This window comes from Halomonas sp. KO116 (assembly GCF_000734975.2).
GTDB classification, from domain to species: domain Bacteria; phylum Pseudomonadota; class Gammaproteobacteria; order Pseudomonadales; family Halomonadaceae; genus Vreelandella; species Vreelandella glaciei.
The window spans coordinates 3,536,944-3,562,973 of the sequence record NZ_CP011052.1 but is presented as its reverse complement, the minus strand read 5'-3'; the positions used below and the strand labels follow the sequence as shown (position 1 = coordinate 3,562,973).

The following is a 26,030-nucleotide window of genomic DNA, read 5'->3' as shown; positions in this document are numbered from 1 at the left end:
GCCGTGTTTGGAAAACTCAGTTTAGAATCCATTCCCTACCACGAGCCGATTATTATGGTCGTGGCGGCCGTTATGGCCATTGGTGGGATAGCGCTGTTTGGTTTAATAACGTACTACCGTAAATGGGGCTGGCTGTGGAACGAGTGGTTTACCTCTGTTGACCACAAAAAGCTCGGTATCATGTACTTCATCGTCGCGCTGGTCATGCTGTTACGTGGCTTCTCCGATGCGATTATGATGCGTACCCAACTGGCCATGGCCGCCGGGGGCGCAGCGGGCTATTTACCGCCTGAGCACTACGATCAGATCTTTACCGCCCACGGCGTGATCATGATCTTCTTTGTCGCCATGCCCATGGTCATCGGTCTGATGAACCTGGTGGTACCTCTGCAAATTGGTGCCCGCGACGTCGCTTTTCCCTTCCTGAATAACTTGAGTTTTTGGCTGTTTGCTGTAGCGGCAATATTAGTCAATATCTCGCTGGTGGTGGGCGAATTCGCCAAAACCGGCTGGCTTGCCTACGCGCCTTTATCGGGGATCGAGTTTAGTCCCGGGGTGGGGGTCGATTACTGGATATGGGCGTTACAGATATCGGGGATAGGCACGACGCTCACCGGTATCAACTTCTTCGTGACTATTCTAAAGATGCGCACCAAAGGCATGACCATGTTCCGCATGCCGATCTTTACCTGGACCTCGCTGTGCGCCAACGTGCTGATCATCGCCTCGTTCCCGATTCTGACCGCGACGATTGCGCTGCTAACGCTGGATCGCTACTTCGGCATGCACTTCTTTACCAATGATTTTGGCGGCAACATGATGATGTACGTCAATCTCATCTGGGCCTGGGGCCACCCAGAAGTCTATATCCTGATTCTGCCTGCCTTCGGCGTATTCTCTGAAGTGATCTCGACGTTTGCCCGGAAGCGGCTGTTTGGTTACATGACCATGGTATGGGCGACGATTGCGATTACCTTGTTGTCATTTATTGTTTGGTTGCACCACTTCTTCACCATGGGGGCGGGCGCCAACGTCAATGCTTTCTTCGGCATTATGACGATGATCATCGCCATTCCTACCGGGGTGAAAGTCTTCAACTGGCTGTTCACCATTTACCGTGGAAGCCTGGAACTAACCTCGCCGGTACTCTGGACCCTGGGCTTTATTATCACCTTTACCCTGGGGGGGATGACCGGCGTCATGCTGGCGGTACCCGCAGCCAACTTTGTATTGCATAACAGCCTGTTTGTTATTGCTCATTTCCATAACGTCATTATTGGCGGCGTTGTGTTCGGCATGATGGCCGGTCTTACCTTCTGGTTCCCCAAAGCGTTTGGCTTCACGCTAAGCGAAAAGTGGGGCAAGCGCTCGTTCTGGTGCTGGTTTATCGGTTTCTATGTCGCCTTTATGCCACTTTACGTGTTGAGCTTCTTCGGTGCCGTGCGCCGCATGCAGTCCTACGCCAACCCTGAATGGCAGCCGTGGATGATCCTGGCCTGGGTAGGGGCGGTAATCATCATGATGGGTATTGCCTGCACCATCATCCAGTTCTGGGTGAGTATCCGCGACCGCAAACTGAACGCTGATGTGACCGGTGACCCCTGGGATGGCCGCACCTTGGAGTGGTCAACCTCTTCACCTGCGCCGTTTTATAATTTCGCCCGCTTGCCAGTCGTCGGTGACATCGACAGCTTCTGGTCACAAAAGCAGCGCAGTAATGAGCAGCAGGAAGAAGCGCCTTACACCGATATTCATATGCCGCGTAACACGGTGGCTGGCCCTGTCATCAGCCTATTTGCGCTGGTCATTGGTTTTGCCTTGGTGTGGCATATCTGGTGGCTGGCAGGAGTCGGTGCCATCGGTGTCTTTGTCAGCTTTATGGCGCGGGTGTTTAACGACGATATCGACTACTACGTTCCCGCTGCTGAAGTTGAGCGTATCGAGCGTGAGCATCAACAACGCGTTAAAAATTCCGATCCCTACAAACCCTCTGCCGAGGTTGAAGGACGCGAAGGTAAGCAACGCTACGTGGAGGTGAAAGCGTAATGGCAACGGATACGTTACATCACGAAGGATCGGCCGATCATCACGAGCATCACGATGCGGCGGGCACCAAGCTGTTTGGTTTTTGGGTTTACTTAATGAGCGATTTAGTGATCTTCGGGTCACTGTTCGCTACCTACGCCGTGCTGATGAAAGGCACGGCGGCAGGCCCAACGGCTGCCGATATCTTTGAGCTACCGTTTGTACTGGTCGAAACCTTCCTGCTGCTGTTCAGTAGTTTTACCTTCGGCATGGGTGTGTTGGCGATGAATGCCGAACGCCTGGGTCAGGTGAAAGCATGGCTGGGCATTACGTTCTTGCTGGGCGCGGCTTTCGTGGGCATGGAGATCTACGAATTCCAGCACCTGATTCATGAAGGCTATGGCCCCGACAAAAGCGCCTTTTTGTCGTCGTTCTTTACTTTGGTCGGCACCCACGGGCTGCACGTCACCTTTGGTTTGATCTGGATTTTAGTCATGCTGGTTCAGCTTTATACCAAGGGCTTGAACGACATGACCCGGCCGAGGATTTTGTGCCTAAGTCTGTTCTGGCACTTCCTCGATATCGTCTGGATCTGTGTCTTCTCATTCGTCTATCTGATGGGAGTGCTGTGAGATGAGTCATTCTCCGACTAGCCCCACTAATAACCATGGCAGCGTAAAGTCTTATGTGACAGGACTGGTATTGTCGCTGATACTGACCATTATCCCCTTTGGGGTGGTGATGAGTGGCACGCTTAGTGTACTGACCACTGTCATCGTAGTGGCCGTGACCGCTGTGTTGCAGATATTGGTGCAACTGGTCATGTTCATGCACATGAATACCAAAGCCGACGAAGGCTGGAACGTGATGTCCTTCGTCTTCACACTGACGATTCTCGTCTTAGTGGTAGGAGGCTCGCTGTGGATCATGCAGCATTTGCATCTCAACATGATGATCGGCTGATCACGGCACCTAGCCGTTGGCGGGATCTGCTCGAACTGACAAAGCCCGGCATCATCGGGGGTAACCTGATTGCCACTTTGGGCGGCTACTTTCTTGCCGCCCAGGGGCAGTTTGAGTGGCTCAGCTTTGTCTCTGTTATGGTGGGTATTGCGTTAATCATTGCGTCGGGCTGTGCGTGTAACAACGTCATCGACCGCGATATTGATGCACTAATGGCGCGTACGCGCCATCGCCCACTGGTTAGGGGTAGCATTTCCATCACCCAGGCATTGGGCGTTTCGGCGCTATTGGGTGTGTCGGGGGTGGTGTGCCTGGCGCTAGGAACCAATGGGTTAACCGTAGCCTTAGCAGTGATTGGTTGGGGCGTGTATGTGGGGATTTATAGCCTCTACATGAAGCGCCGCTCCGAATACGGCACCTTGGTGGGCAGCCTTTCGGGAGCCATGCCACCGGTGGTGGGCTACTGCGCCGTCACGGGACAATTCGACAGCGGTGCCATTATGCTGCTAGTGATTTTCTGCCTGTGGCAGATGCCGCACTCTTATGCGATTGCGATCTTCCGCTACGCGGATTATCAAAGAGCATCGATCCCGGTACTGCCGGTGGTGCGTGGGGTCAAAATGGCCAAGCACCATATCCTGGGCTATATCGTAGCGTTTATTCCCGCTTCGCTGGCGCTGGTGTTGGCCAGTCAAGCAGGCATGGGGTATCTGTGTGTGGCGCTGACCATGGGCGGCTACTGGCTCTACTTGGCGCTGCGTGGCTATCGATTAGACGATGATGTGCGCTGGGCCAAGAAGGTATTTGGGGTCTCCATTCTCACCATCACCGCGATGAGCTTAGTCATGGTGCTGGAGGCGATGGTGCCCATGCTGGTGTAGGTGTAATGGTCGTTAGAGGCCATCTGTGTTAATCAAAACGCCCCAAGCGGTTTATCTGCTCGGGGCGTTTTGTTGTCCTTCTACAGCCAAGACAGGATAAGGGAAGAAATGCATTAGACTTTAGTATAAAATACTGCGGTTCAGAAAGCAGTGTGCGCTTTTCGTTAGCCTGCTTTTTACCGCCAGGTATGCTTCACTGGCTCGATTGTCCCTTGGTCTCTTCTCCCTTAACGAGAGTCTTTTACTCCCTTAACGAGCCATTACGTCCTTATGTCAGCGCCCACACTGCCCAAGCTATTGCCGCGCCATCTGGCGATTCTATTGATGATGACCGTGGCCACCATGTTCGCCGCCAACCACGTTTCCGCACGGCTGGCATTTGATAATGGTACGGGGTTGTTACTAGCCGTTTTAACCCGTTCGGGCGTTGCCTGCTTGATTTTGGTGGCGCTGGTCATCGTGCAACGCAAGCGCCTATGGCTACCCGCAGGCTCATGGCCTTGGCAACTCACCGTGGGGCTGCTGATTGCGGTTCAAAGCGTCAGTCTATATTCAGCGGTGGCAAGACTGCCGGTGGTGATAGCGCTACTGCTGGTGAATACCTTCCCCATTCAATTGGCGTTATTGAGCTGGGCACTGGGCGGGCCGCGCCCCACCCTGCGTAGCTGCCTGATCATGGGGACTATTTTAATTGGCCTGTTGGTGGTGCTGGATATTCCTTCGTGGGTTGCCAGTGCAGATGGCATGGGCCCAGGTTGGATAGCCGGGATTGGCTTCGGGCTGATGGCCGCCTTTGTGTTTGCTTGCGCGCTATGGGTTACCGAACACCGCTTGGCTGGGGTAGGCAGTACGCTGCGTAGCCTGCTGACCATGCAAACGGTGTTTATCGTCATGATTATTGGTGGCATTGCGGGTGTAGTGCCAGGGGGGATGAGTCTGCCGGATAACAGTGCGGGCTGGCTAGGGCTAACACTGCTGGGGCTGCTCTATGGCTCCGCGTTTTCGACGCTGTTTATCTTTGTACCCAGGCTCGATATGGCTCGCAACGCACCGGTGATGAATATCGAGCCGGTAGCCTCTCTGGTGCTGGGTTATTTCGTTCTAGGACAAATGCTTAGCCTAGGCCAATTAGTGGGTGGCGCGGTCGTGGTGGGCGGTATTGTGGTGCTCAGTTTATCCAAAGGAAGGTAATCATTTGCGTTCTTCATGGTTATGGACCACAATGCATGGAGTAAGGAAACACTGTTTTTTAACTGAGGTACAACCTATGAAGATGTCCCTAGTATCACTTACATCGGCGGCACTCCTGGTTGGCGCAGGCGCATTTGCAATGTCTGCTCAAGCACAGCAATCCTTCACCTACCCACAAGGATATGTAGGCGGTGACGCAATGTTCTGGAACCTGGATCCAGAAAGAGGCTCGTCCCGTGATGCCGTAGGCCTTCGTCTACGCGGCGGTGCTCAATTTAATGACTACTTTGCGCTTGAAGGACACTTAGGCACGGGCGGTTCCGATGGTGGCGCTGACCTAGACCATCTCGCCGGTGCTTATGCAAAAGGGATTTTCCCGGTGGCGCCAGAAGTGCGGTTTTACGGTTTAGCGGGCTTCACAGAAGTTGAGGTCAGTGACAACCGGGAGAGTGGTTTCTCCTATGGTGGTGGCGCTGAAATGGACATAGCTCCCAACTTGTCCGTCGGCGCAGATTACATGCGCTACCTGGATAAATCTGACTTCACCTTCGATGCGGCCAGTGTTGGCTTACGCTACCGGTTTTAATAGCGTTTAAAGTAGTAGCTTACTCGTTAGTTATATCCAAACCCCCATGGCGAAGCGCCATGGGGGTTTTTGTTTTTTAACCATTTCTATCCAGTAATGTAAGAGCAGACAGGCAAGTTCATATTGTTAGCGCGCTAATTAATTGTTAGACTAAAGTCTCTTATGCTATTCCCTAAATGATGCGCGTCCGATGAATGGCGCTGGCCAGGTGGTTGCCTGGTGGCTAACAAGTGAGCTCTGCATGACCCCCGACCAAACATTTGCCCGCTGGGTGAAGGTAGCGCTTGCTGCCTTTGTGCTGCTATTTATCTATTTTCTGCTGGCCGATAGCTTTATGCCCATGACACCCGAAGTAAGGGTGATGCGGCCGGTAACGCGGATTGCCCCTGAACTTAGCGGTCCGGTAAGCGCCGTATTGGTGAGCGACCACCAGCATGTGGAAAAGGGCGAGGTGCTGTTTCAGATAGACCCGGCGCCGTTTCGGTTAGCCGTTGAGCAGGCGCAGCTAAACCGCGAACAGGCCGAGCGGGAGAATGCCCGATTAGAAGCAGAACTCACCTCCGCGCAAGCGGAATTGGCCTCCGCTGAAGCCACGGCTGCCGAGCGGCGGGGCGAGCTTCGCCGTGCGGAAACACTAATGGCGCGGCAAAGCGTATCGCGTCAACAGTACGAACAGCAGGTGGCCGCTGAGCATACCGCTCAAGCCAGTGTGGCAGCGGCCAGGGCGAAAATCGTTAGCTTGGAAGTCCAACTGGGCGATTCAGGCGAGACCAACCTGCGTTTGCGCCAGGCCGACAACGCGCTCTCCCTGGCCCAGTTGGATCTTGCTCATGCTCAGGTGCGCGCGGCGCAAGCGGGAAGTGTGACCAACCTGCAACTGAACGTAGGGGACTACGTACAGGCTGGCCAGCCCGCGTTAGCCGTGGTGGCGGATGAGGTAGATATCATTGCCGATTTCCGTGAAAAGAGCCTGCGCCATGTGGCCCCCGGTGATCCGGCGCGGGTGGTGTTTGATGCCTGGCCGGGGCAAGTGTTTGATGCACAAATGCTCGCCATGGATGCTGGCGTGCGCGAAGGGCAACTGGTTGCCGATGGCCAACTGGCCGATATTCCCACCACCGACCGCTGGGTGCGCGATGCCCAGCGCATGCGTGTGCACATCGCGCTAACAGAACCGGTTGCCAACGCTCTCGCCAGCGGCGCACGTGCCACGGTGCAGCTTCAACCCGGTGACGCGGCCCTAGCCAAGCCTTTTGTATGGCTGCAGTCACACCTGATCAGCTGGCTTCACTATGTTTATTGAGTCTAGGCTAACCCAGAACGGGTTGCGGCAGTGCCTTCGCGTGGCGGGCGGCGGTGCGCTGGGCTTTGTGATCAGCCAGCTAATGGGTTGGAACTATGGGGTGTTTTTCACCGTTTTCCCGATGTTTCTGCTCGGCATGGTGCCTATTCTCAATGGCCATATCATTCGCCAGTTTTTAGCCAACGTATCGCTCAATGTGCTTGAGGTGAGCTTGGTGGTCGGGCTGCTCAAGCATATGCCGGTGGTGATGACGTTGGTGGTGCTGGCGATGTTTCTGTTTCGCTTTAACCTGATGGCGAAAGGGCCGCTGTTTCTGTTTGGCGCTAACGGCGTGCTGACGCTCAGCATTCTGCTCCACTTCGCCAGTTACCCGAGTGTGGATTTGAGCGACCTATTGGCCTGCAATCTTGTTGCCAGCGGTTTGGCAGTGTTTATCGCCATGCTGATGCATACGCTTTTTCCTGATGTTGAACCGCGTAAGCCACCACCGGGGGCTACCAAGCCAGCCTCGCAGATACGCCATGAAACCTTGATTGGCGCATTGACCGCCACGCTCTCTTTTGTGGTGTTTCAGGTGTTTGACTTGCAGGGGTCGCTTTCCGCGCAGATGGCTACCATCTTGGTACTGTTTGCGCTGGGGTATTCCGGTGCGAAGGTCTCCGCCGCCAAGCGTGCCGTGGGCACGCTGCTGGGCTGTAATCTAGCGCTATTGATGCAGCTGCTGCTTTATACCCAGAGCCACCACTTTCTACTGGTGATGCTGCTCTACTGGCTGGGATTAATGCTATTTGCGCGAGAACATATCATTGAAGGCGCCGGGTCGGGGATCGGTTTTGGCGGGCTAACCACCTTGGGGATTCTGTTTGGACAATCGCTAGGCCCGCAGCAAGATTTGATCTATAGCGCGCTTTACCGCTTCTCCTCCATGAGCGTCGCGCTGACACTCACCCTGCTCGTCATGGCCTGCCTGCATTTTTTATTGAACCGCTGGGAGCCAACCCGCTTAACCACATAAACCTGCCATAAATCATAAATAAAGTAGCGCAACTTTTTTAATAAAGGCTAATCTGATGAGGTGTCGATATGTAATTGACGTGCCGCGTGCACCTTCACATACGATGCTTTCCCTACTAACGGATTAGAGGTGTTTGTCATGGCAACGGGTACAGAAGATAAAGCAAAAGGCGCGGGCAACAAAGCAGCCGGTAAAGCCAAAGAAGCCGCAGGCAAAGCGACTGACAGTCACAAAACAGAAGCTAAAGGTAAAGCCCAGCAGGCGAAAGGTGAAATGCAAAAAGGCAAAGGCGACGCCAAGGATAGCCAAAAGAAAAAGCGCTAATAACGTAACTCTGATACCAAAAGGGGGCTTCGGCCCCCTGTTGGCGTTTATTGCAACCCCTCAGTAGTGACCCAATAGCTTCCACCACAATCCACCCACTAGTACCCAAATCGCTAGATTAACCACGCTCATGATGAAGCCAGCTTTCCACCACTCGCCTAGCGTTAGGTAACCTGAGCCGAAAACTACCGGTGAGGTGCCTGTGGCGTAGTGCGTCAGCGTCATCATTATGGAAGAGGTAGCGGCCATGATGAGAACAAAAGGCATAGGCGGGGCGCCAAGGCTCAATCCAACGGTAAGGAAGGCAGCCATCATAGCGGTGATATGGGCGGTGGTGCTGGCAAAAAAGTAGTGGGTATAAAGGAAGGTCAGGACTAGTAAAGCGGACGCTCCCATCCAGCCGATGCCCATCATGGTGATCCAGTCTTGCATATTGGTGGAAAACCAATCGATCAAGCCCGTCTGGTTGAGCTGGGTCGCCATCATAATGAGGGCGCCGAACCAGAGCAGGGTATCCCAAGCGTTCTTTTCTGCCAGTACATCATCCCAGGTTAATACGCCGGTCAGCAGCAGTATCGATAGCCCAATAAACGCGGAGGTGGTGGTATTGAGGGTGACCGAGTCGCCCATAAATAGCGCCGGTATATCTGCCCACAGCAGCAATAGTACCAAGAAGACAAACAGCATAATGCCTTCATCCCGGCTGATCTTCCCCATTTCGGCAAGTTTGTCCCGTGCCATCTGTGTGGCGTGTGGAGTCTGTTTAATGTCCGGTGGATAAAGCAGGTAAAGAATATAGGGCATGGCCAGAATGGCGACCAAACCAGGAAGTAGCATGGCGAGCGCCCAGGTCATCCAGCTCAGTTGGATTTCCGCCCCTGTAGCGATGGAAATTAGCTCCACGGTCAGTGGGTTGGGAGCAGTGGCAGTGACAAACATTGCTGAAGTAATCGGGTTGCTGTGATAGTTCACCAGTGCCAAATATTTGCCGATTTTGCTCGAAGTGCCGTCTTCCGGCCGTGAGTCAAAACCTTTAGCAATAGAGCGCATGATGGGGTGCATGATTCCGCCGCCGCGAGCGGTATTGCTGGGAGTAACCGGTGCAATGCAAAGCTCTGAAAACGCCAAACTATAGCCGATCCCCAGCGTCTTCTTGCCGAAGATGGAGATAAAATAGTAACCGATGCGGGCTCCTAGCCCTGTCTTGATTAGCCCCCGAGAGATCATAATCGAGATGGCAATTAACCAGATCAGCGAGTTGGAGTAGCTGCTTAACGCATCGTTAATGGCGGTACCTGGGTTGTCGCTGGTCACCCCGCTCGCCGCCACAATCGCAATGGCAATAATTGAGATGGCCCCTATGGGCATTGCCTTACCAATAATCGCGGCAATCGTCCCCACGAAAATTGCCAGCATCAGCCAAGCGTCCGAAGTGAGACCCTCCGGCAGTGGAATAGCCAGCCATATCAGTAGAGTGATCGCCACCGCAATAGCGGTTGGCAAGGGCTTGAAAGGTAGCGTCGGCATCGTGGAACCCTATAGTAAGTAGGTGGCTGCGGTACGCTCACAGGCAATAAAGCAGTGCTTGAGTGGCTACTTAAGTCTAGAGCGGATGGGCGCTTGGCAACTTGCCTCACGTCAATTCGAAGCTTGATCTAGCGCAATCATTTCCGCTTCCAACTATGCCTTAATGGTGAGGTGCCATTGACTCCCCTCACTGAGGAAGCGACCCATGCCTACCATGATGAAAGCGGCCATCTTCGTTGAACCCGGCCGTATCGAAATTGACGATAAACCCATCCCCGAGATTGGCCCCAACGATGCCCTGATGCGCGTGACCACCACCACGATCTGCGGCACCGATATCCATATCCTGAAAGGTGAGTACCCGGTGGAGCGTGGCCTGACCATTGGCCATGAACCCGTGGGCGTGATCGAAAAACTGGGGGCCAACGTAAAAGGCTACCAGGAAGGCCAGCGGGTAATTGCTGGCGCCATTTGCCCCAGCTTTACTTCTTACGCCTGCCAGGATGATTGCTGCTCACAAGATGGCGGCCACCACGGCCACGGGTATAAACCGATGGGCGGCTGGCGCTTTGGTAACACCATCGATGGTGCCCAGGCCGAGTACCTGCTGGTACCGGATGCCCAGGCTAACCTATCGCCAGTGCCGGATGGCCTAACCGACGAACAGGTGCTGATGTGCCCGGACATTATGTCCACCGGTTTTGCCGGTGCCGAAGCCGCCGGTATCAAAATCGGCGACACGGTGGTGGTCTTCGCCCAAGGGCCGATTGGCCTATGCGCCACGGCGGGGGCGCGGCTGCGTGGGGCCGGGATGATCATTGCGGTAGACGGGGTTGATGAGCGTTTGGCCATGGCCAAGCAGATGGGCGCGGACGTAACGCTGGATTTCCGCAAGGTGGATGTGGTCGAGGAAATTCTCAAGCTCACCGGCGGGCGCGGCGTCGACTCCGCGATTGAAGCGCTTGGCCTGCAACAGACCTTTGAATCCGCCCTGCGGGTGTTAAAACCCGGCGGAACGCTCTCCAGCCTGGGCGTTTACTCCCAAGACCTAACGATTCCGCTGAGCGCTTTCTGTGCTGGCCTCGGCGACCATAAGATTATCACTTCGCTATGCCCCGGTGGTAAAGAGCGCATGCGCAGGCTGATGAGCATCATCGACGCCGGTCGGTTGGATCTTGGGCCCATGGTCACCCACCGCTATGCGCTGGAGAATATCGTCGAAGCCTACGATCTCTTCGCCCACCAGCGAGACGGCGTATTGAAAGTGGCGCTTGAGGTCTCCTGAGGTTCAAAGCTAAGATTGATGTTCAGCAGCAAGGCTGTTCTTCAGTAGGAGGTGTGCTCAGCTCACGCCTCCTGGTACAGTACTCTGCTTTTGTGGCGAAATTTCTCCGCCCGTTCTTTTATACCTGTCATCATTGCTTATCTGCGCAGAGCACTAGGCAGTGGTGGTAAGACGCAGCTGGGTTGAATTTCAATTACTATATTCGGTTAGGTCTTGATGCAAGATACGCCTGATTTCCAGAATCGCTTGGGCCGTTTCCTGGACGCTGTGCCCAGCGATAAACACTTTTTCTGATATGGCTCCCGGCAAATGTGCGCTGGCGTACGGCACTATCCCATCATCTGAAACCTCTAACGGTACACTGGTGTCACGCTGGGCAATGATAGAATGGTAGTGAACTTGAGGGGAGATAGGCAGATTGGCCGTTGCTCTAATGAACGGATCTGCCTCACTCAAATTATCGATACTGTTGGGAAGGCGCAGGTATGCCCCATCTGATTCGGCGTCAGTATTAGCCAGAGCCCTGATGACATCGTCGAACTCTTCCAGCAGGGTGAGTGGTAGACGAACGAAACGAGCGACTGCTCTCCCTAGACGATTACCGGCCACCGGTGTGCCGCGATGTGGTGCTGCGATGAAAATTGCTCGTTTTATCTCTGGTAGCGATTCGAAACGTAGTAGGGGGGCTAGGCGTTGTTGGGCGAGCTGCCTATGTGCCTTTGGCAATTGGCGTTGTTCCACGAATTCGCTCCACAACCTACCTTGGCTAGAAGAGACCATCAGGCGCGCCAATACACCCCCCATGCTATGGCCAATTAGAACGATACCTTGTGAAGCCAGCGTTTCTGTGGTGGGGTCAAGTTCCAGTAGTGTTTCATTCACAGTGCGTCGTATCGCCGTATGATTAATCGGCAGTGGCATATTGGTAGGGTAGTAGATTTGCCATACCTGAAAATGTTGCCGCAGGCTCTCATCGCCCAGCACTTCATTAGCTACATTTACCCAGGCTTCGGGACTACTGCCAAGGCCATGCAGCATGAGGATGATGCGTCGCTCAGGATCGAAGGGCTGCATCATATAAAGGTGTGGTCGGTTGATACCTTGGCTGTGGCCTAGCAGAGAGCGTATGGCCTGACGCGAAAAGCCTGAATGCGCCAGCCATAGTCCATAGCCCGCAGTGAAATTTGCGGCTAGGGGAATCTGTTGCCCATGCAACTGTATGCTGGCGTCTTGGTAGGGGTCTCTTACGATCACCTCTAGTGATTGAGTCGATAGCACCTGAGCTAAATCCTCACCGGAAAAATGGATTAGTGCGGTGAGTGCCGGAAAAGGCATTTCGCTATAAGGTCGAGCGCGATGAAGCGCGAGGCTATCGTCTATTACCGCGACCAGTTCGGCACCAAAGCCGTCACGGCGATAAGTGCTACGCAAGCCGGAAAAGACCAGTGAAGATGCTGGAACTAGGTTCTCGGGTAAGTCGATGTCGCCGGCGAAGCGTACGCCGGTGAAGTCGGTTGTAACCTTCCAGCCAGAAAGCCTAGGCGTATCCAAAGAATAGGAGCGGCTTTTATCTTCAATGGCTGAGAGATTCTGTTGAAAAAGCCATGAAACAATCTGTTGAACTGAATAGTTATAATAGTCGCGTACTTGTATCTGACGATCTTCGAAGGCGCGTTCCCCAGGAGATCGTTCGGAGAAAAACAAGTAAGCATAAGTATGTCTGGCAACCTCAATCCAAGCGTAAATGTCAGCCTCGGTACTCGGGATATCACTTGATGATCCTGCTTTTGACATCGCTTCTTGAAGCCACAGTTCTGCCAGTGCGGAAAGTCTGCGTTCTTCAGCTATGCCAGCGGTGCTGGATAATATATCTATACAGTTTTGGGAGTGCTCACGACATCTCCCTTCATCCAGCCCGATAACTTTGATGGTTTCCTGGGTAGCTGCGCTTAGCTCGCCACTGGTAAGCAGGTCTCCGCGTTTAAGCGCGATATACTCACCAGGGCTAAGCGAAGAGACGCCAACCATGGCACAACCATTCACTATTAGGATAATAAGTAGCGTGTTGAGTAAGGTGATAAGCTTAGCTGGTTTCACAACGACACCTTATTAATCGGTCATGTGGCGCTTTCGGGGCGATTTTTAGTGAATGAACTTTACCTACAGTTAACGGTGATTTGGGAGTCAACCATCAGTTGATCATGGTGCTAAGAATTCATGCAGCATTCGCAAATGGGCTCGGCGCAGCGAGCCAACGGTGGCGGCGGCAGTCGCTTCATCAAAAATCATTTGCCAAATGGCACCATATAGCGCTGGTGCCATTAGCAGCGCTGCGTCTTCAAGGAAGGCGCTGTGACGAAGATGCCCTTTATCGGCTGCAGTTTTCAAAATGGCCTGTTGTTCTGCGAGGTATTTGTCAATTACCTCCCTGCGCCAAAAATCAACAAGATGAGGGATGCGTCGGCTTTCCGTCATCAGCAGCTTCAGCATAGCTATGACATCTGGATCACTCAGTTGGCTATAGAGGTGATCAATAAAGGATTCGATAGCTTCGCTCAGGGAGTCGCCGCCGCTGAGCACCCACTGCTGATTGTTGAACCTTGGTGTCAGGCGTTTTAATAGTAGTGCTTCAAATATCGATTCCTTGCTCTTGAAGTGAGCATAGAGGCCGCCTTTCGAGAGTTCCGCCCGCTGAGCAATATCCTCCATGCGGGCAGAGGCGAACCCGTGTTGCGAAAACTCGTACAAAGCCGCACAGAGGATCTGCTCTATACGCACATCGGGGGGGAGTCGGCGATGTTTGCGAGCTTGTTTAGTAGGAGAGGAAGGCAAGGTGCAGTTACTCATCAGTTGGTTGCTTTAATGCGGCACCTTTTATCATTTCTTTGTCTAGAGTACGAGAAATTGCTTGTGTGTTTACGTCTCTGACCAGCATGACGGGCACCGGCGCAATACGTGCCACTTGCTCGGCGTCGCTGCCGAGGAGAAGTCGTTTCATGCCACGTCGGCCATGGGTGCCTAGAATTATCAGATCGAACTGGCACTTAGCTGCGTGATCCGCAACGTGTTCTGATACTCGTTTGCCCTCGGCCTCGACAAGTACTGTGGTGACATTGAGTTCTTGGGCTTCAAGCTGTATCCGAGCGTTGTCGAGCAGATCATTGCCGACTTTCAGAAAATAGGGTCTGACTTTTTTTATATAGGCGCGCGGGCTTTCGAAACCATTGGAGTACTCCATTGCATTAACCACATGTAGTAGCTCGATGCTGGCTCCCGTCAGCTTTGCTAAATAGTTTGCCTGTGCCAAGGCTAAAAGTGAGGTGCGGCTGCCGTCTATAGGTACCAGCAATTTGGTGTACATGGATGACTCCTAAGTGAATACTTCTAATATAAGTCAGGCACGAAGCTTGGCGGTTATGGCTCTCCAGGCTTGGCAGTGTTATTTTCGTTCGACCTTCCTAGGCTGCGTTTACCTGCTGTGACGATGGCTTCCTGTTCATGGGCTGCATCGTCGAACACCTTCAGCATTTGCGCTAAGCTTGCCTCTTCTTCTGGCAATAATGCTTCCGTGGCGGTCAGCATCTGCTCAAGAAGCCGCGCCTGATCGCGTATCTCGTTCGCGGCGCTGTCCGCCAGCAGTCGCGGGATGGCAGCGGTTGCAGCATCAAGATCAAGGCGCATCAGGTTGGCCTGGCGACGTACTAGCTGTCGGAATGAGGCCATATCTAAGTGGACTAGATAGTCCGGCTGTTGCAAGCTGGCCGCTAGATTAAAGCGGCGCTCGTCGGCTTCGCCACGAAAGCGGCTGACGTAGAGCAGCGCGCGGATACTGGCTTCAAGCAGGCCTCCCTGATAAATTCCGGCGCGCAGCCGCTCAATTTCTTCAGCAACGAAAGTGAGATGCTCGGGCGAGACCCCAGGATGTGTACGCGGGGGGCAGTCATCGGCAGATAGCCCTGCCATGGCTTGTACCCACGGCGATCCATAGACTACGTTGAATATTTGTTCGTAAGCGTTATCGCGCCGTTTCCTCCAATGATCCAACGCAGAGATCACGGTATCGGAATAGGCTTGTTGCCACTGCAGGAAAGGATTGTCTGCCGCTACTGGTTGGCGTGCTGCGAGGATTTTCTGTGCATATTCAGCCACTGTCAAAGTCATCGGGTTGCGGCTCGACCAGCGTTCGTAAGAGAGACGCAACGGATGTACGCTCTGCAGCCATCGTGCCGATTCGGGAGTAGTCCAGGTACGTACCCAGGGCTGAACGAACTGGCGATAAAGACCTAAGTTAATTCGCGATATATGGTTGAGTGCGGCGAATTTGCGGTCGTTCTCAGCATCCACTTGCACAATCTGGCTCACATCCTCGACGCTGCGCCGCTGGATCGACATCACATAGTCACCCTCGACGAGTTCCGCAAGGGGCATATCCACTCGCTTATCCTGAATCTGCGTCTGGTAGATACCGGCGGGTAGCACATCAATTAAGTCGATATTGTTGGTGAATTCGCGGTGCTCTTTGCGGCCGACGCTGCCCGAAACAAAGATGCCCAGATGTCCAATGTTATCGTGCGTGGCATAGACAATGGTTTGGTCGTGGCTGAGTACTTCATCATCATCGCGATAGAGGTCGGTGATCCAGCCCATTGCTTGCGGCGGTGGCGAGATATTGTCGCCGTTGGAGCAAAAAACCACGATGGGCGAGCGGATATTGCGCAAGTCCAGGCGAATACCTTCGGAGGTTATCAGTTCGGAACTTGACAGCCGATTGCCGATGAAAAGGTTGTCGACGATGTATTGCATCTCTATATCGTTGAGGAATACGTAGCCACCCCAGTATTTTTCGAAGCCCAAGTAGCGTGTTGCCTCACTGTCGGCATTTGCATACAGATTGTACTGCTTGCCCCATAGTGTGTTGGCCGGATTGAGGTTCTCGAAGTTCTGAACCAGGTAAGCACCATCGAAGCGGCCATTGCCCAGGTCGCTAGCGAGTGCGGTTAGCCAACTGCCGCCGAGCAGACCGCCAGCGTAGCGCATCGGATTTTTGCCTGGCCAACCCGCCCAGTACGACACCGGCGTACCAGCCACGATGATGGGCCCGAATAGCTCGGGGCGAAGGGTTGCGGCCATCAATATCTGCCAGCCAGCCTGGCAGTTGGCGACCACTGCCGGCTTGCCCTCGCTGTGTGGATGAAGTGCGATGACTTTCTCAAGGAAAGCGACTTCGGCGAGCACCACATCTTCTATTGTCTGACCGGGCTCAGGGTCGGGGCCAAAACCGATAAAATAGCAAGGATGTCCTGCGCTGAGAGCAGCGCCAACCTCGCTTTCGGCCTTAAAGCCGCCGATGCCGGGGCCATGGCCAGCACGCGGGTCAACCACGACGAAGGGGCGTTTGCTTGTGCTTGGCGCGGGGGGAGAGCCCTCTGACAGCAGAATGCGCGCCAGCCCATAGTTGACTGGGCGCGGCAGCTCATGGCCAGATATCACTACCTCATAGGGAAAGTCGAGCACGTGAGGAGCGTCATCCTCAAGGTGTGCTTGGTACTGATCACCACGCTGACGCATCACATCGGCGTAGAGTATCGAGCGTTGCCATGCATCGGTTGTGTAGCTTAGCGCGGCAGCTGCATAGTCTTGAGCCATGCTCAATAGTGGCCATGCGTCCGTATACCAGGGGCGATCATTGGAACCTTCGCTTGCCATGAGAACTTCTCCTGCGTGAGTGCGAGAAAATACCGGACGGGATAGACGACATGGCCACCCATCCCGCTAGGCCGCATGTTCAAAACATATGCTGGCCGCCATTCATTGCCACGTTGCTGCCGGTCATGAAACCGGCTTGTTCGCTGCAGATGAAGGCGACCAGCGCCGCTAACTCGTCTGGTTTGCCTAACCGCCCAACCGGGATCTGCGAGATCACCTTCGATTCCAGTATCTCCTTAGGAACCGCTAGCACCATCTTGGTCTCCAGGTAGCCGGGTGAGACGGTATTGACAGTGACACCCCGCTTTGCCACTTCCATTGCCAGCGACTTGGTGAAACCGTGGATGCCGGCCTTCGCCGCAGCGTAGTTGGTCTGGCCAAACTGGCCCTTGGAGCCGTTAATCGAAGAAATATTGACGATACGGCCCCAGTTGCGCTCGACCATACCTTCGCAAAACGGCTGGGTTACATGGAACATCGAGTCCAAATTAGTTCGCATCACTGCATCCCAGTCGACCTTGGAGAGCTTCCGGAAAGTGGTATCGCGAGTGATGCCAGCGTTATTGATCAATATGTCGACAACGGTGCCTTCGGCTTGGATATCGTTTGCGAGTCGCTGGCAGTCGTCAAAATCGGCCACATCGACAGAGTAGGCAGAGAAGTGGTAGCCCTCACTGGCCTGCTTCTGCAGCCAGGTCTGGACATGGTCGTTGTTTGGCGAATGGGTGACGAGAACGCTATGCCCTGCATCGTGCAGAGTTCGGGCGATGCTTTCACCCAGGCCACCCATACCGCCGGTGACCAGAGCTGTGTGCTGATAAGTCATCGGTTCAGTCTCCTTTTTTTGTTGTACCCGGATCGTCTTGCGAACTGGCGGTTAACCAGTAGAGTGCTGGGGAGACAACGCTGACAGTCTCAATCAAGGCTTTTCCCGTTTGTACCTGCCAGGCTTGCAGCGTATCGAAGAGGCCAAGCAGCAGAGCGCTCTGATTATCAAAGATCTGCTGCATTGGGGGGCCGCCAGCGAAGGGTTGTGTACCCAATTCGTACCATGTCTGCTGACTTTTCTGCACTAGCGCTATCGTTTGTTGGCAAAGGTTCTGATTAGCTTGATAAAGTGCCAGAGGTAAGATGGTATTGTGGTTCATTGTATATTCCTTCTGGTGTGATGCGCCGATGTGCGCGCGGGTTGCATCAGGCCATCTGGCTGATGGTCTTGCGAAAGCGAGACAGCGAAATGGCGAACAGAGCGCTGCCAATGACTAACAGTGTCAGAAACTGTCCCCATACAACGTCGATGCCGGCACCGCGAAACAGAATGGCCTGGCTTAGCTCGACGAAGTGGGTTGTGGGTGCCAGCAGCATAAGGTTCTGGACGAGCTCGGGCATGCTCTCGCGGGGCGTGGTGCTTCCTGAGAGCATCTGTAGGGGTAGCAAGAACAGGATCATCAGCATGCCGAACTGGGGCATGCTACGGGCCAGCGTCGCCAGGAAGATGCCCATTGAGGTGGTGGCAAACAGGTGCAGGGCCGCGCCAGCCAGAAACAGTGCAACCGATCCCTCTATCGGCACTTGAAGCAGGCCGCGTACGACGAAAGTCAGCGATAACGTCACCGCTAGCAACACCACAACCCCCATCGACCACACCTTGGCCAGCATGATTTCGGCAGGGGTCACTGGCATCACCAGCAAGTGCTCGATGGTGCCGTGCTCGCGCTCGCGAATTAGTGCCGCGCCAGTGAGGATGATTGAGAGCATGGTCACGTTGTCGATGATCGACATCAGTGAGCCAAACCATGCTTGGTCAAGGCCCGGATTGAAGCGCGCTCGTAGTGCCAAGTTGACTGGCGGGATGGTGCTTGCGCGGTAGCGGCTTACGAACTCATTGATCTCGCCCATGACGATCTGCTGTACATAACTATTACCCGAGAAGGCCTGGCTCATGCGCGTGGCGTCGATATTGAGCTGAATGTCGGGGCCGCGTCCGGCCAGCACGTCGCGCTGAAAGTTGGCGGGAATAACCAGTACGAAGGTGTAGTCTCCGGCATCCAGACCCGCATCCATTTCCTGGAAGGTGATGATTTGCGGGTGCACGAACTGTGGTGGGTAGAAGGCCGATACGATACGCGTGGAAAGCGGTGAGTCGTCTTCGTCGACGATAGCGATAGGAGCGTTGTTCAGCGTCTCGGGCATCGCCGTCGCGGAAGTGTAGACCGAAGCAGTGAACACATAGACGATCAGCACCAGCATTATGGGGTCACGCAATAGACTCCAGAACTCTTTGACGCCCAGGCGATAAATGTTTGCAATCCTGCGCATCTCAGCTCTCCTGCTTTTTCAGTAGGGCGATCGCCATGCCCATGATCACCGGTACCGCCAGCAGCATCGGCAGGAACGACCCGATAAGGTCACCTAGCCCTAGGGACTTGCTGAATACGCCGCGGCTAATGGTGAACATGTAGCTGGCTGGATAAATATTGCCGATGAGGCGTCCGGTGCCTTCCAGTGAAGAGACCGGATCGGTCAGGCCCGAAAATTGGATGGCGGGAATCAGCGTACCGATCATAGCGAAGAACATAGCGGCGATCTGGCTGCGGGTGACGGTCGAGGCCAGCAGGCCCATGCCGGTGGCGATGATGGAAAATACCAGGGCCGACAGCGCTAGGGTCGGGAAGCTACCGGTGATCGGCACGCCGAACAATGTGATCGCCAGCCCGGTCATCAATAAAAAATTGACCATTGCCAAGCCGATGTAGGGAATTTGCTTGCCGATCAGAAACTCGGCGCGGGTGACAGGGGTGACATAAAGGTTGATGATTGAGCCCATCTCTTTTTCACGCACCACCGAGAGTGCCGTGAGCATTGCCGGCAACATCAGCAACAGCAGTGGAATCACGGCAGGAACCATTGCTGGCAGGCTCTGAATATCAGGATTGTAGCGGTAGCGGTTCTCGATATTGGCTGCCGCTGCGCTGGCGGCGGTTCCGGATTGCCTTGCTTGCGCCAGCAGCCACTGCTGGTGGATGCCCTGTACGTAGCCTTGCACGGTTTCGGCGCGTTGAGGCATGGCGCCGTCGATCCATGCTCCGATCTCGACATTGTGGCCACGCTTTACATCATGACCAAACCCGGGGGGAATTTCGATTGCCAGGGATAGCTCCCCGCTGCGCATACGTCGATCCAACGCGGCATAGTCTGAGATAGGCGGGCGCTCTCTAAAGTAATGGGGCGATCCCGAGAGGTTCAGCGCGTAGCTCTGACTTAGCGACGTCTGGTCGCGGTCAAGGATGGCGTAGCTGAGCTCCTCCACGTCCATGCTGATGCCAAAACCCATAACGAACATCAGGATCAGCGAGCCAACCAGCGCCAGGGTCGCACGCACCGGATCGCGGCGTAGTTCGAGAGTTTCGCGCCACATGTAGCTGAGCATTCGCTGGAGGCTGAAGCGCCGGTGGCGCGGTGCGCCGTGCTGGGGCGCTTCGGCGACGAGCGGCGAGGGGGGAGCGGCTTCCTGGGGCAAGGCCTCTTGTGTGGAACTCTCCTGATCGGCGCCAGCCTCGAGCAGGTAGCCGATAAAGGCGTCCTCCAGCGTCGCTGCCCCTCGCTTTTCGATCAGTGCCGCCGGTGTGTCGCTGTCGAGGACTTTACCTGCATGCATCATCGACATGCGGTCGCAGCGCTCGGCCTCGTTCATGAAGTGGGTGGAGATGAAGATCGTCACCCGGTCGCGGCGCGACAGTTCGATCAGCAGGCGCCAGAAGGCATCGCGGGCGATGGGATCGACCCCCGAGGTGGGTTCGTCCAGAACCAGCAGTTCGGGTTCGTGAACCATTGCCACTGCCAGAGAAAGCCGTTGACGCATGCCGAGAGGAAGACTCTCCGGCAGGGTATCGAGAACCTCCTCGAGGCCGAAGCGTTCGACCATCTCGGCGACCCTTGCCGGGATGGCACTCTTGGCAATCTGGAACAGACGCGCATGCAGTACCAGGTTCTGATGTACGGTCAGCTCGCCGTATAGTGAAAATGCCTGGGACATGTAGCCGACCCGGCGTCGGGTGTCGATGTCGCGGGGATTGACTTCCTGGCCGAACAGCCAGGCCTGGCCTTCGCTGGCGGACAGCAGTCCTGTGAGCATCTTCATGGTCGTCGACTTGCCACAGCCGTTGGAGCCGAGAAAGCCGAATATCTCGCCACGCCGGATGCGGAAGCTGACATGGTCGACGGCAACGAAGTCACCGAAACGCATGGTGAGGTCCTTGGCCTCGATGGCGACTTCATTGTCATCCTGTGCCAGCGGCGGGATGTGCACCGGTGCATAGCCGCGCTTCTTTTCTTCCGGCAACAGCTCGATGAACGCCATTTCCAGGGAGTCGCTGTGGGTGAGTGCAAGTAGTTGCTGCGGGGAGCCGGTGGCAAGTTTTTTGCCGGCGTCCATAGCCACCAACCAGTCGAAACGCTGGGCTTCGTCCATGTACGCGGTGGCGACCAACACACTCATTTGAGGGCGGTCAACACGAATGCTTGCAATTAACTCCCAGAACTGGGCGCGGGCCAGCGGATCCACGCCAGTCGTGGGCTCGTCGAGAATCAGCAGGTCGGGATCGTGAATCAGCGCGCAGCAGAGTCCGAGCTTCTGCTTCATGCCGCCAGAGAGTTTGCCAGCGGGTCGCTCGAGGAAGGTATATAGCCCGGTGCTGCGGGTCAGGTCGTCGATACGACGCCTGCGTTCACCGGCTCCGTGGCCGAATAATCGGGCGAAGAACTGCAAGTTCTCCTCCACCGAGAGCGTAGGGTAGAGGTTCTTACCTAGCCCTTGTGGCATATAGGCGATGCGCGGGCCAACTGAGTTACGGTGGTGCTTGTCGCTCATGTCGCCGCCCAGCACCTTGATCACACCCTGTTGCACGGCACGAGCGCCGGCCAGCAGCGACAGTAGGCTGGATTTGCCGACGCCATCCGGGCCAATCAGCCCGACCATACAGCCGGACGGCACTGCCAGATCCAGCGCGTCCAGGGCTATGGTGCGGCCGTAGCGTAAGGTGAGCGCGCTGACTTGGGCTACGGGTTGCGTCTTCTCGCTCATGGGGTGACGTTGACCTCTAGGTGGTCGGGCCAGGTGGCGTCATCCTCGAGCTTCAGGTAGGCCATGCCGGGCAGGCCTGTTTTGACCTGCTCGATATGCTCAAGCAGCAACTTTGGATCGATCTGGGCGCGCACGCGGAACATCAGTTTCTCGCGTTCGCTCTCGGTTTCCACGGTCTTGGGGGTGAATTGGGCGACGCTGGCCACGAAACTCACTCGCGCCGGGATCACGAAGTCAGGGGCAGCGTCCAGCACCAGGCGTACCTCGTCGCCAATGCCCACCCGACCAGCATCTCGAGTGGGCATAAAAAAGGTCATGTAGACCTTGGTGAGGTCGATCAGGTTGAGTACCTTGCCACCGGCACCGAGCACCTCGCCCGGTTCGGCCACCCGGAGCTGTACGCGGGCCAAACGGTCGGCTTTGAGCTCGCTGTCGTCAAGGTCGGCCTCAATGCGCTGGATCGCGGCAAGGGTGGCTTCTATCTCTGACTCGGCCTCAATGACCTGGGATTCGGAAGCGCGGATGGCGGCCTGAGCGGAGAGTACCTGGGCATTGGCTGAGGCCAGGGCGGCCTGCTGGCTCTGGTAGTCGGCCAAGCTATCGTCGAACTGCTGGCGAGAGATGGCGTTGCGCTCCACTAGGCTGGCTGAACGCTCGTAGCGCTTGCGAGAGGCGTTTAGTTCTGCCTGGCGCTGGTTGACGATGGCTCTGGCGGTTTCCAGCTCGCTCTGGCGCATGGCTACCATGGCTCGAGCTGTCTCCAGGGCGTTTTCGGCCCGGCGGGACTGTGCGCTGGCCTGAGCCAGCTCAGCCTCCAGGGTGGCGGTATCCATACGGGCGACCACTTGGCCGGGATCGACGAACTCACCTTCCTCGACCAGTACTTCCTCGAGGCGGCCAGCGACCCGGGTGGCGATATCGATCTCGGTGGCTTCGATGCGCCCATTGCCTTGGGTGATGCCCTCGCCTAGGCCCTCCGGCTGCAGTTCCCACCAGGTCAACCAGGCCGCGATGCCTATAACAACTATGGCTGCTAGGCCCTTGAACCACTGGCTTTTACTGCTGAACTTCATAATGTTGCATCCTCGGTTGGCGGATGGCCAGACGATTGATGAGCAGCTCAGAGGATGGGCCAGGGCCAAAGGGCTTAAGCTCGTCGTTCTGAGCCAGCGGTGGCGCATCACAGAGCGTAATAAACGGATTCTATTATCCTATTATTATTAATTGTGATTTTGATTTAGGTCAATTAAATACCGACTAGTCGGTATTTAATTGATAGTATTTGCTATGAGCTGGGCAGCTATAACCAAGGTTTTTTTCGTCACTCTCAAATGTTAAATGAGCTGCGTTGCGTAAAACTACTGTTAAGCCATACTCTTGGGGCAGCGCTAGAAAACAAAGGAGCACACAAGCGATGGGAGGTTGCGGCCATTTTTTAGCGCTGCCCAGGGAAAAGCCGCAGCAAGTAGTAAATTATCGTGCGTTGGTAGATTTAAACTTCCTGATACAGCTCGCTCCCTTTGTTGCGAAACTTCTCCGCCTGCTCTTCCATGCCTTTCATTACCGCTTCCTGATCCCCGTTTAGGCCATGCTCGTTGGCATAGTCACGCACTTCCTGACTGATCTTCATCGAGCAGAACTTCGGCCCGCACATGGAGCAGAAGTGCGCCACCTTGGCCGAATCCTTCGGCAGGGTTTCATCGTGGTATTCACGGGCGGTATCCGGGTCTAGGCCCAGGTTGAACTGGTCCTCCCAACGGAATTCGAAGCGCGCCTTGGAAAGCGCGTTGTCGCGCCGCTGTGCCGCCGGATGGCCCTTGGCCAAGTCCGCTGCGTGGGCGGCAATCTTGTAGGTGATGATGCCGGTTTTGATATCGTCTTTATTGGGCAGGCCCAGGTGCTCTTTGGGCGTCACGTAGCAGAGCATCGCACAGCCAAACCAACCAATCATCGCCGCCCCAATGCCGGAGGTAATGTGGTCGTAGCCGGGGGCGATATCCGTCACCAGCGGCCCTAAGGTATAGAAGGGCGCCTCGTCGCAGTACTCCAGCTGCTTATCCATGTTCTCTTTCACCAGGTGCATGGGCACATGGCCGGGGCCTTCGATCATCACCTGCACATCGTGCTTCCAGGCAATGTGGGTCAGCTCGCCGAGGGTCTTGAGTTCGGCCATCTGCGCTTCGTCGTTGGCATCCGCCACCGAGCCGGGGCGCAGGCCATCGCCGAGGGAGAACGCCACGTCGTACTGCTTGCAGATCTCGCAGATCTCCTCGAAGTGGGTGTAGAGAAAGCTCTCCTGATGATGGTACAAACACCATTATTCCAAAAACATTGACTAGTTTCGCTTTTATAGTACGAATGGGCACAGTTTAGGCTTCTTAACGCAGTTTGCTACCTTCCTTACCTAGCGAAATGTCTCTGCCAGTTCATCCATCGCCCATGCTTCCCATCAACGTTTCCTGATTTTCGTTTAGGCCTTGACTCTTAGGATATTGGCATCTAGGTTTTAGACAGACCTGTCTGTACGGAGGTGTTTAATAGTGACGCATAATCCATCTTCACTCTCACGGCCTAGCGAACGCATTATTGAGGCTGCCAGTCGTTTGTTTTTTCGCCAAGGTTACTGTTCTACGGGAATTAATCAGATTATCAGCGAGTCGGGGGTTGCTAAGGCCAGTTTTTATACGCATTTCCCTAGTAAAGAGGCCCTTGCCATAGCTTGGCTTAGGCAGCGCGAAGAACGGTGGATTGAACAGCTAACTGAGCGAATTTCTCAGCATCAACTAACTGAGAAGCGAATTTCCGCTATGTACACTATGTGGTACGACCAGATTCGCGAAGAAGGCTACCGTGGTTGTGGCTTTATTAATATGGCTGGGGAATTCAGCGATGAAAAGAGTCCGGTTAGGGCTCTCGTGCGTGATCACAAGGAGCGTGTAAGACAAGTTGTCGCCAATAATGTGCTGAGTGAATATCGGCCCATGATGGAGCCTGAGGTATTTGACGAGTTAGTGAATACTATTTACTCACTTTTTGACGGTGCCATTATTCAAGCGCAGAACTTTATGCAGGATTGGCCGATTGATTCTGCAATGAAGACTTCTATGAAAACTCTTTCTCATTATCGTAGTGGGGCAGTCCTATGAATGATACAGAATATGAAGATAATCTGGAGATTATTGTTCGAGATTCCCTGGGTTGTTTTACTCCCTTATCTGCTGATCAGATTGATACTGTTAGTAATGCTAGCAAATATTCAATATCAGAGAATGTTAGAGACACGGATAACTTATCTCTAGAAGATGTCTTTGGGTATATGGCAGCACTCAATAAGATGGCTGTAAGTGGTAGCGGGATATGTGCTGATCGTTCCGGAAATGCTTCCCTTCATGATAGTTTAATAAGTACAGCTGATTACATTTCTCATAAATTCAATGGCACTTCGGTGCGCTACATTGAAATTGGTCCTGAACCCTATAAAACAGAACTCATAATAAAAAGGTTAATTAGGAATGGTGTGGATTTAACGAGTTATATTGGTTTGGATATTAACCCTGAGTCAGAGAAAACCATGCGTGTGGCGTTGGAACCGGTTGTCGGTAAACAACGGTTCAGCTATACAATTAACGATTACAACGAATTGCAGTCTTCCAGTTTCGGTTTTCATGATGGTATTACAGTAGTCACTATGATGGGGTTTCAAGAAGGAAATGAACTACCCAGGAAAATGTTGAAGATACTTAAAAAATTAACTAGCAAAGGTGATTTGTTGCTTTCCGAGATGCAGCTTTCTAGTTTGGCTGGCTGGAAACCAATAATTGATTTTTATAGCTTACAACCAATGAAACAATTTTCCCAAAAAATCTGCGAACGGGCTCAGCTTAAGCCAGCAGGTCAACATAGGATTTTCCTGACACCAATTGAGACTGAGCTAGGTCCAGTAATGACTGCAGCCACAGTCATACCGTATCAACTATTTGATCATCATCGTTACCTGCTTACAAACTGTTGCCTTAAATATACTAAGGAACAATTTCGCGCTGCACGCCAAAAAGAAAATGATTTTCAAATAGTTAAGGAGTTTTTTAGCGGCGATCAAACTGTCGCTTATCAATTAACACTGCGGAATTGAAAGGCCTGA

At 54.3% G+C, this 26,030-nt stretch carries 22 protein-coding genes and 1 pseudogene; 12 read left to right on the top strand and 11 right to left on the bottom strand.

Annotated features, from left to right (window positions below; all coding sequences use genetic code 11):
• Positions 1-3: 3 nt before the first annotated feature.
• From cyoB to KO116_RS16355, 9 genes are all read left to right on the top strand, one after another.
• Complete coding sequence (gene cyoB / locus KO116_RS16395; RefSeq protein WP_035559331.1) at positions 4-2,046, top strand: cytochrome o ubiquinol oxidase subunit I; 2,043 nt, start codon at positions 4-6, stop codon at positions 2,044-2,046.
• The gene (gene cyoC / locus KO116_RS16390) at positions 2,046-2,657 is read left to right on the top strand and encodes a cytochrome o ubiquinol oxidase subunit III (protein ID WP_035559334.1); all 612 of its coding nucleotides are present in this window, start codon (positions 2,046-2,048) and stop codon (positions 2,655-2,657) included. Before cyoB ends, cyoC begins: the two co-directional genes overlap by 1 nt.
• 1 nt (position 2,658) lies before the next feature.
• A complete protein-coding gene (gene cyoD / locus KO116_RS16385; protein WP_035559337.1) occupies positions 2,659-2,988 on the top strand; it encodes a cytochrome o ubiquinol oxidase subunit IV in 330 nt (109 codons plus the stop codon).
• Positions 2,946-3,869: a heme o synthase gene (cyoE, locus tag KO116_RS16380; protein WP_035559340.1), complete on the top strand. Its 924-nt coding sequence runs from the start codon at positions 2,946-2,948 to the stop codon at positions 3,867-3,869. The genes cyoD and cyoE overlap by 43 nt, the downstream gene beginning before the upstream one ends.
• A gap of 270 nt (positions 3,870-4,139) precedes the next feature.
• Complete coding sequence (locus tag KO116_RS16375; RefSeq protein WP_035559343.1) at positions 4,140-5,060, top strand: EamA family transporter; 921 nt, start codon at positions 4,140-4,142, stop codon at positions 5,058-5,060.
• 76 nt (positions 5,061-5,136) lie between these two features.
• On the top strand, positions 5,137-5,646 hold the full coding sequence (locus tag KO116_RS16370; protein ID WP_035559346.1) for a porin family protein: 510 nt from the start codon (positions 5,137-5,139) through the stop codon (positions 5,644-5,646).
• Between the two features lie 241 nt (positions 5,647-5,887).
• The gene (locus KO116_RS16365; RefSeq protein WP_035559673.1) at positions 5,888-6,949 is read left to right on the top strand and encodes an HlyD family secretion protein; all 1,062 of its coding nucleotides are present in this window, start codon (positions 5,888-5,890) and stop codon (positions 6,947-6,949) included.
• Positions 6,939-7,964 carry a DUF2955 domain-containing protein gene (locus tag KO116_RS16360; protein WP_008957667.1) on the top strand — a complete coding sequence of 342 codons (1,026 nt, stop codon included), beginning with the start codon at positions 6,939-6,941 and terminating at the stop codon, positions 7,962-7,964. The genes KO116_RS16365 and KO116_RS16360 overlap by 11 nt, the downstream gene beginning before the upstream one ends.
• Positions 7,965-8,102: 138 nt before the next feature.
• Entirely contained in the window at positions 8,103-8,288 is a 186-nt protein-coding gene (locus KO116_RS16355) for a CsbD family protein (protein ID WP_035559348.1), read from the top strand.
• Positions 8,289-8,348: 60 nt separating this feature from the next.
• On the opposite strand, the gene KO116_RS16350 is transcribed toward KO116_RS16355, so the two are convergent.
• Complete coding sequence (locus KO116_RS16350; protein WP_035559352.1) at positions 8,349-9,815, bottom strand: DASS family sodium-coupled anion symporter; 1,467 nt, start codon at positions 9,813-9,815, stop codon at positions 8,349-8,351.
• 205 nt (positions 9,816-10,020) lie between these two features.
• Here KO116_RS16350 and KO116_RS16345 point away from each other — a divergent pair, with 205 nt between their 5' ends.
• Positions 10,021-11,100, top strand: coding sequence for an NAD(P)-dependent alcohol dehydrogenase (locus KO116_RS16345; protein WP_035559355.1), 1,080 nt, complete (start codon positions 10,021-10,023; stop codon positions 11,098-11,100).
• Between the two features lie 189 nt (positions 11,101-11,289).
• Here the strand turns inward: KO116_RS16345 and KO116_RS16340 are convergent, their stop codons facing one another.
• From KO116_RS16340 to KO116_RS16295, 10 genes and pseudogenes are all read right to left on the bottom strand, one after another.
• Positions 11,290-13,197, bottom strand: coding sequence for an esterase/lipase family protein (locus KO116_RS16340; protein WP_045812157.1), 1,908 nt, complete (start codon positions 13,195-13,197; stop codon positions 11,290-11,292).
• Positions 13,198-13,299: 102 nt separating this feature from the next.
• Entirely contained in the window at positions 13,300-13,947 is a 648-nt protein-coding gene (locus KO116_RS16335; RefSeq protein ID WP_045812156.1) for a TetR/AcrR family transcriptional regulator, read from the bottom strand.
• A complete protein-coding gene (locus KO116_RS16330; protein ID WP_035559358.1) occupies positions 13,940-14,461 on the bottom strand; it encodes a universal stress protein in 522 nt (173 codons plus the stop codon). The genes KO116_RS16335 and KO116_RS16330 overlap by 8 nt, the downstream gene beginning before the upstream one ends.
• A 53-nt stretch (positions 14,462-14,514) precedes the next feature.
• Positions 14,515-16,806 (bottom strand): DUF3141 domain-containing protein, encoded by a 2,292-nt coding sequence (locus tag KO116_RS16325; RefSeq protein ID WP_052703786.1) that lies wholly within the window; start codon positions 16,804-16,806, stop codon positions 14,515-14,517.
• 79 nt (positions 16,807-16,885) lie between these two features.
• Positions 16,886-17,632 carry an acetoacetyl-CoA reductase gene (gene phbB / locus KO116_RS16320; protein ID WP_035559361.1) on the bottom strand — a complete coding sequence of 249 codons (747 nt, stop codon included), beginning with the start codon at positions 17,630-17,632 and terminating at the stop codon, positions 16,886-16,888.
• 4 nt (positions 17,633-17,636) lie between these two features.
• The gene (locus tag KO116_RS16315; RefSeq protein ID WP_035559364.1) at positions 17,637-17,954 is read right to left on the bottom strand and encodes a hypothetical protein; all 318 of its coding nucleotides are present in this window, start codon (positions 17,952-17,954) and stop codon (positions 17,637-17,639) included.
• 46 nt (positions 17,955-18,000) lie between these two features.
• The gene (locus tag KO116_RS16310) at positions 18,001-19,125 is read right to left on the bottom strand and encodes an ABC transporter permease (RefSeq protein WP_035559367.1); all 1,125 of its coding nucleotides are present in this window, start codon (positions 19,123-19,125) and stop codon (positions 18,001-18,003) included.
• A 1-nt stretch (position 19,126) separates the two neighbouring features.
• A complete protein-coding gene (gene rbbA, locus KO116_RS16305; RefSeq protein WP_035559371.1) occupies positions 19,127-21,889 on the bottom strand; it encodes a ribosome-associated ATPase/putative transporter RbbA in 2,763 nt (920 codons plus the stop codon).
• A complete protein-coding gene (locus KO116_RS16300) occupies positions 21,886-22,962 on the bottom strand; it encodes an HlyD family secretion protein (RefSeq protein WP_035559373.1) in 1,077 nt (358 codons plus the stop codon). The genes rbbA and KO116_RS16300 overlap by 4 nt, the downstream gene beginning before the upstream one ends.
• A 419-nt stretch (positions 22,963-23,381) precedes the next feature.
• Positions 23,382-24,206, bottom strand: a pseudogene (locus KO116_RS16295) (phosphomethylpyrimidine synthase ThiC); the annotation flags it as partial.
• 223 nt (positions 24,207-24,429) lie between these two features.
• Here KO116_RS16295 and KO116_RS26200 point away from each other — a divergent pair.
• Positions 24,430-25,035: a TetR/AcrR family transcriptional regulator gene (locus KO116_RS26200; protein ID WP_035559376.1), complete on the top strand. Its 606-nt coding sequence runs from the start codon at positions 24,430-24,432 to the stop codon at positions 25,033-25,035.
• Positions 25,032-26,021: a hypothetical protein gene (locus KO116_RS16285; RefSeq protein ID WP_035559378.1), complete on the top strand. Its 990-nt coding sequence runs from the start codon at positions 25,032-25,034 to the stop codon at positions 26,019-26,021. The genes KO116_RS26200 and KO116_RS16285 overlap by 4 nt, the downstream gene beginning before the upstream one ends.
• The last annotated feature ends 9 nt before the right edge of the window (positions 26,022-26,030 follow it).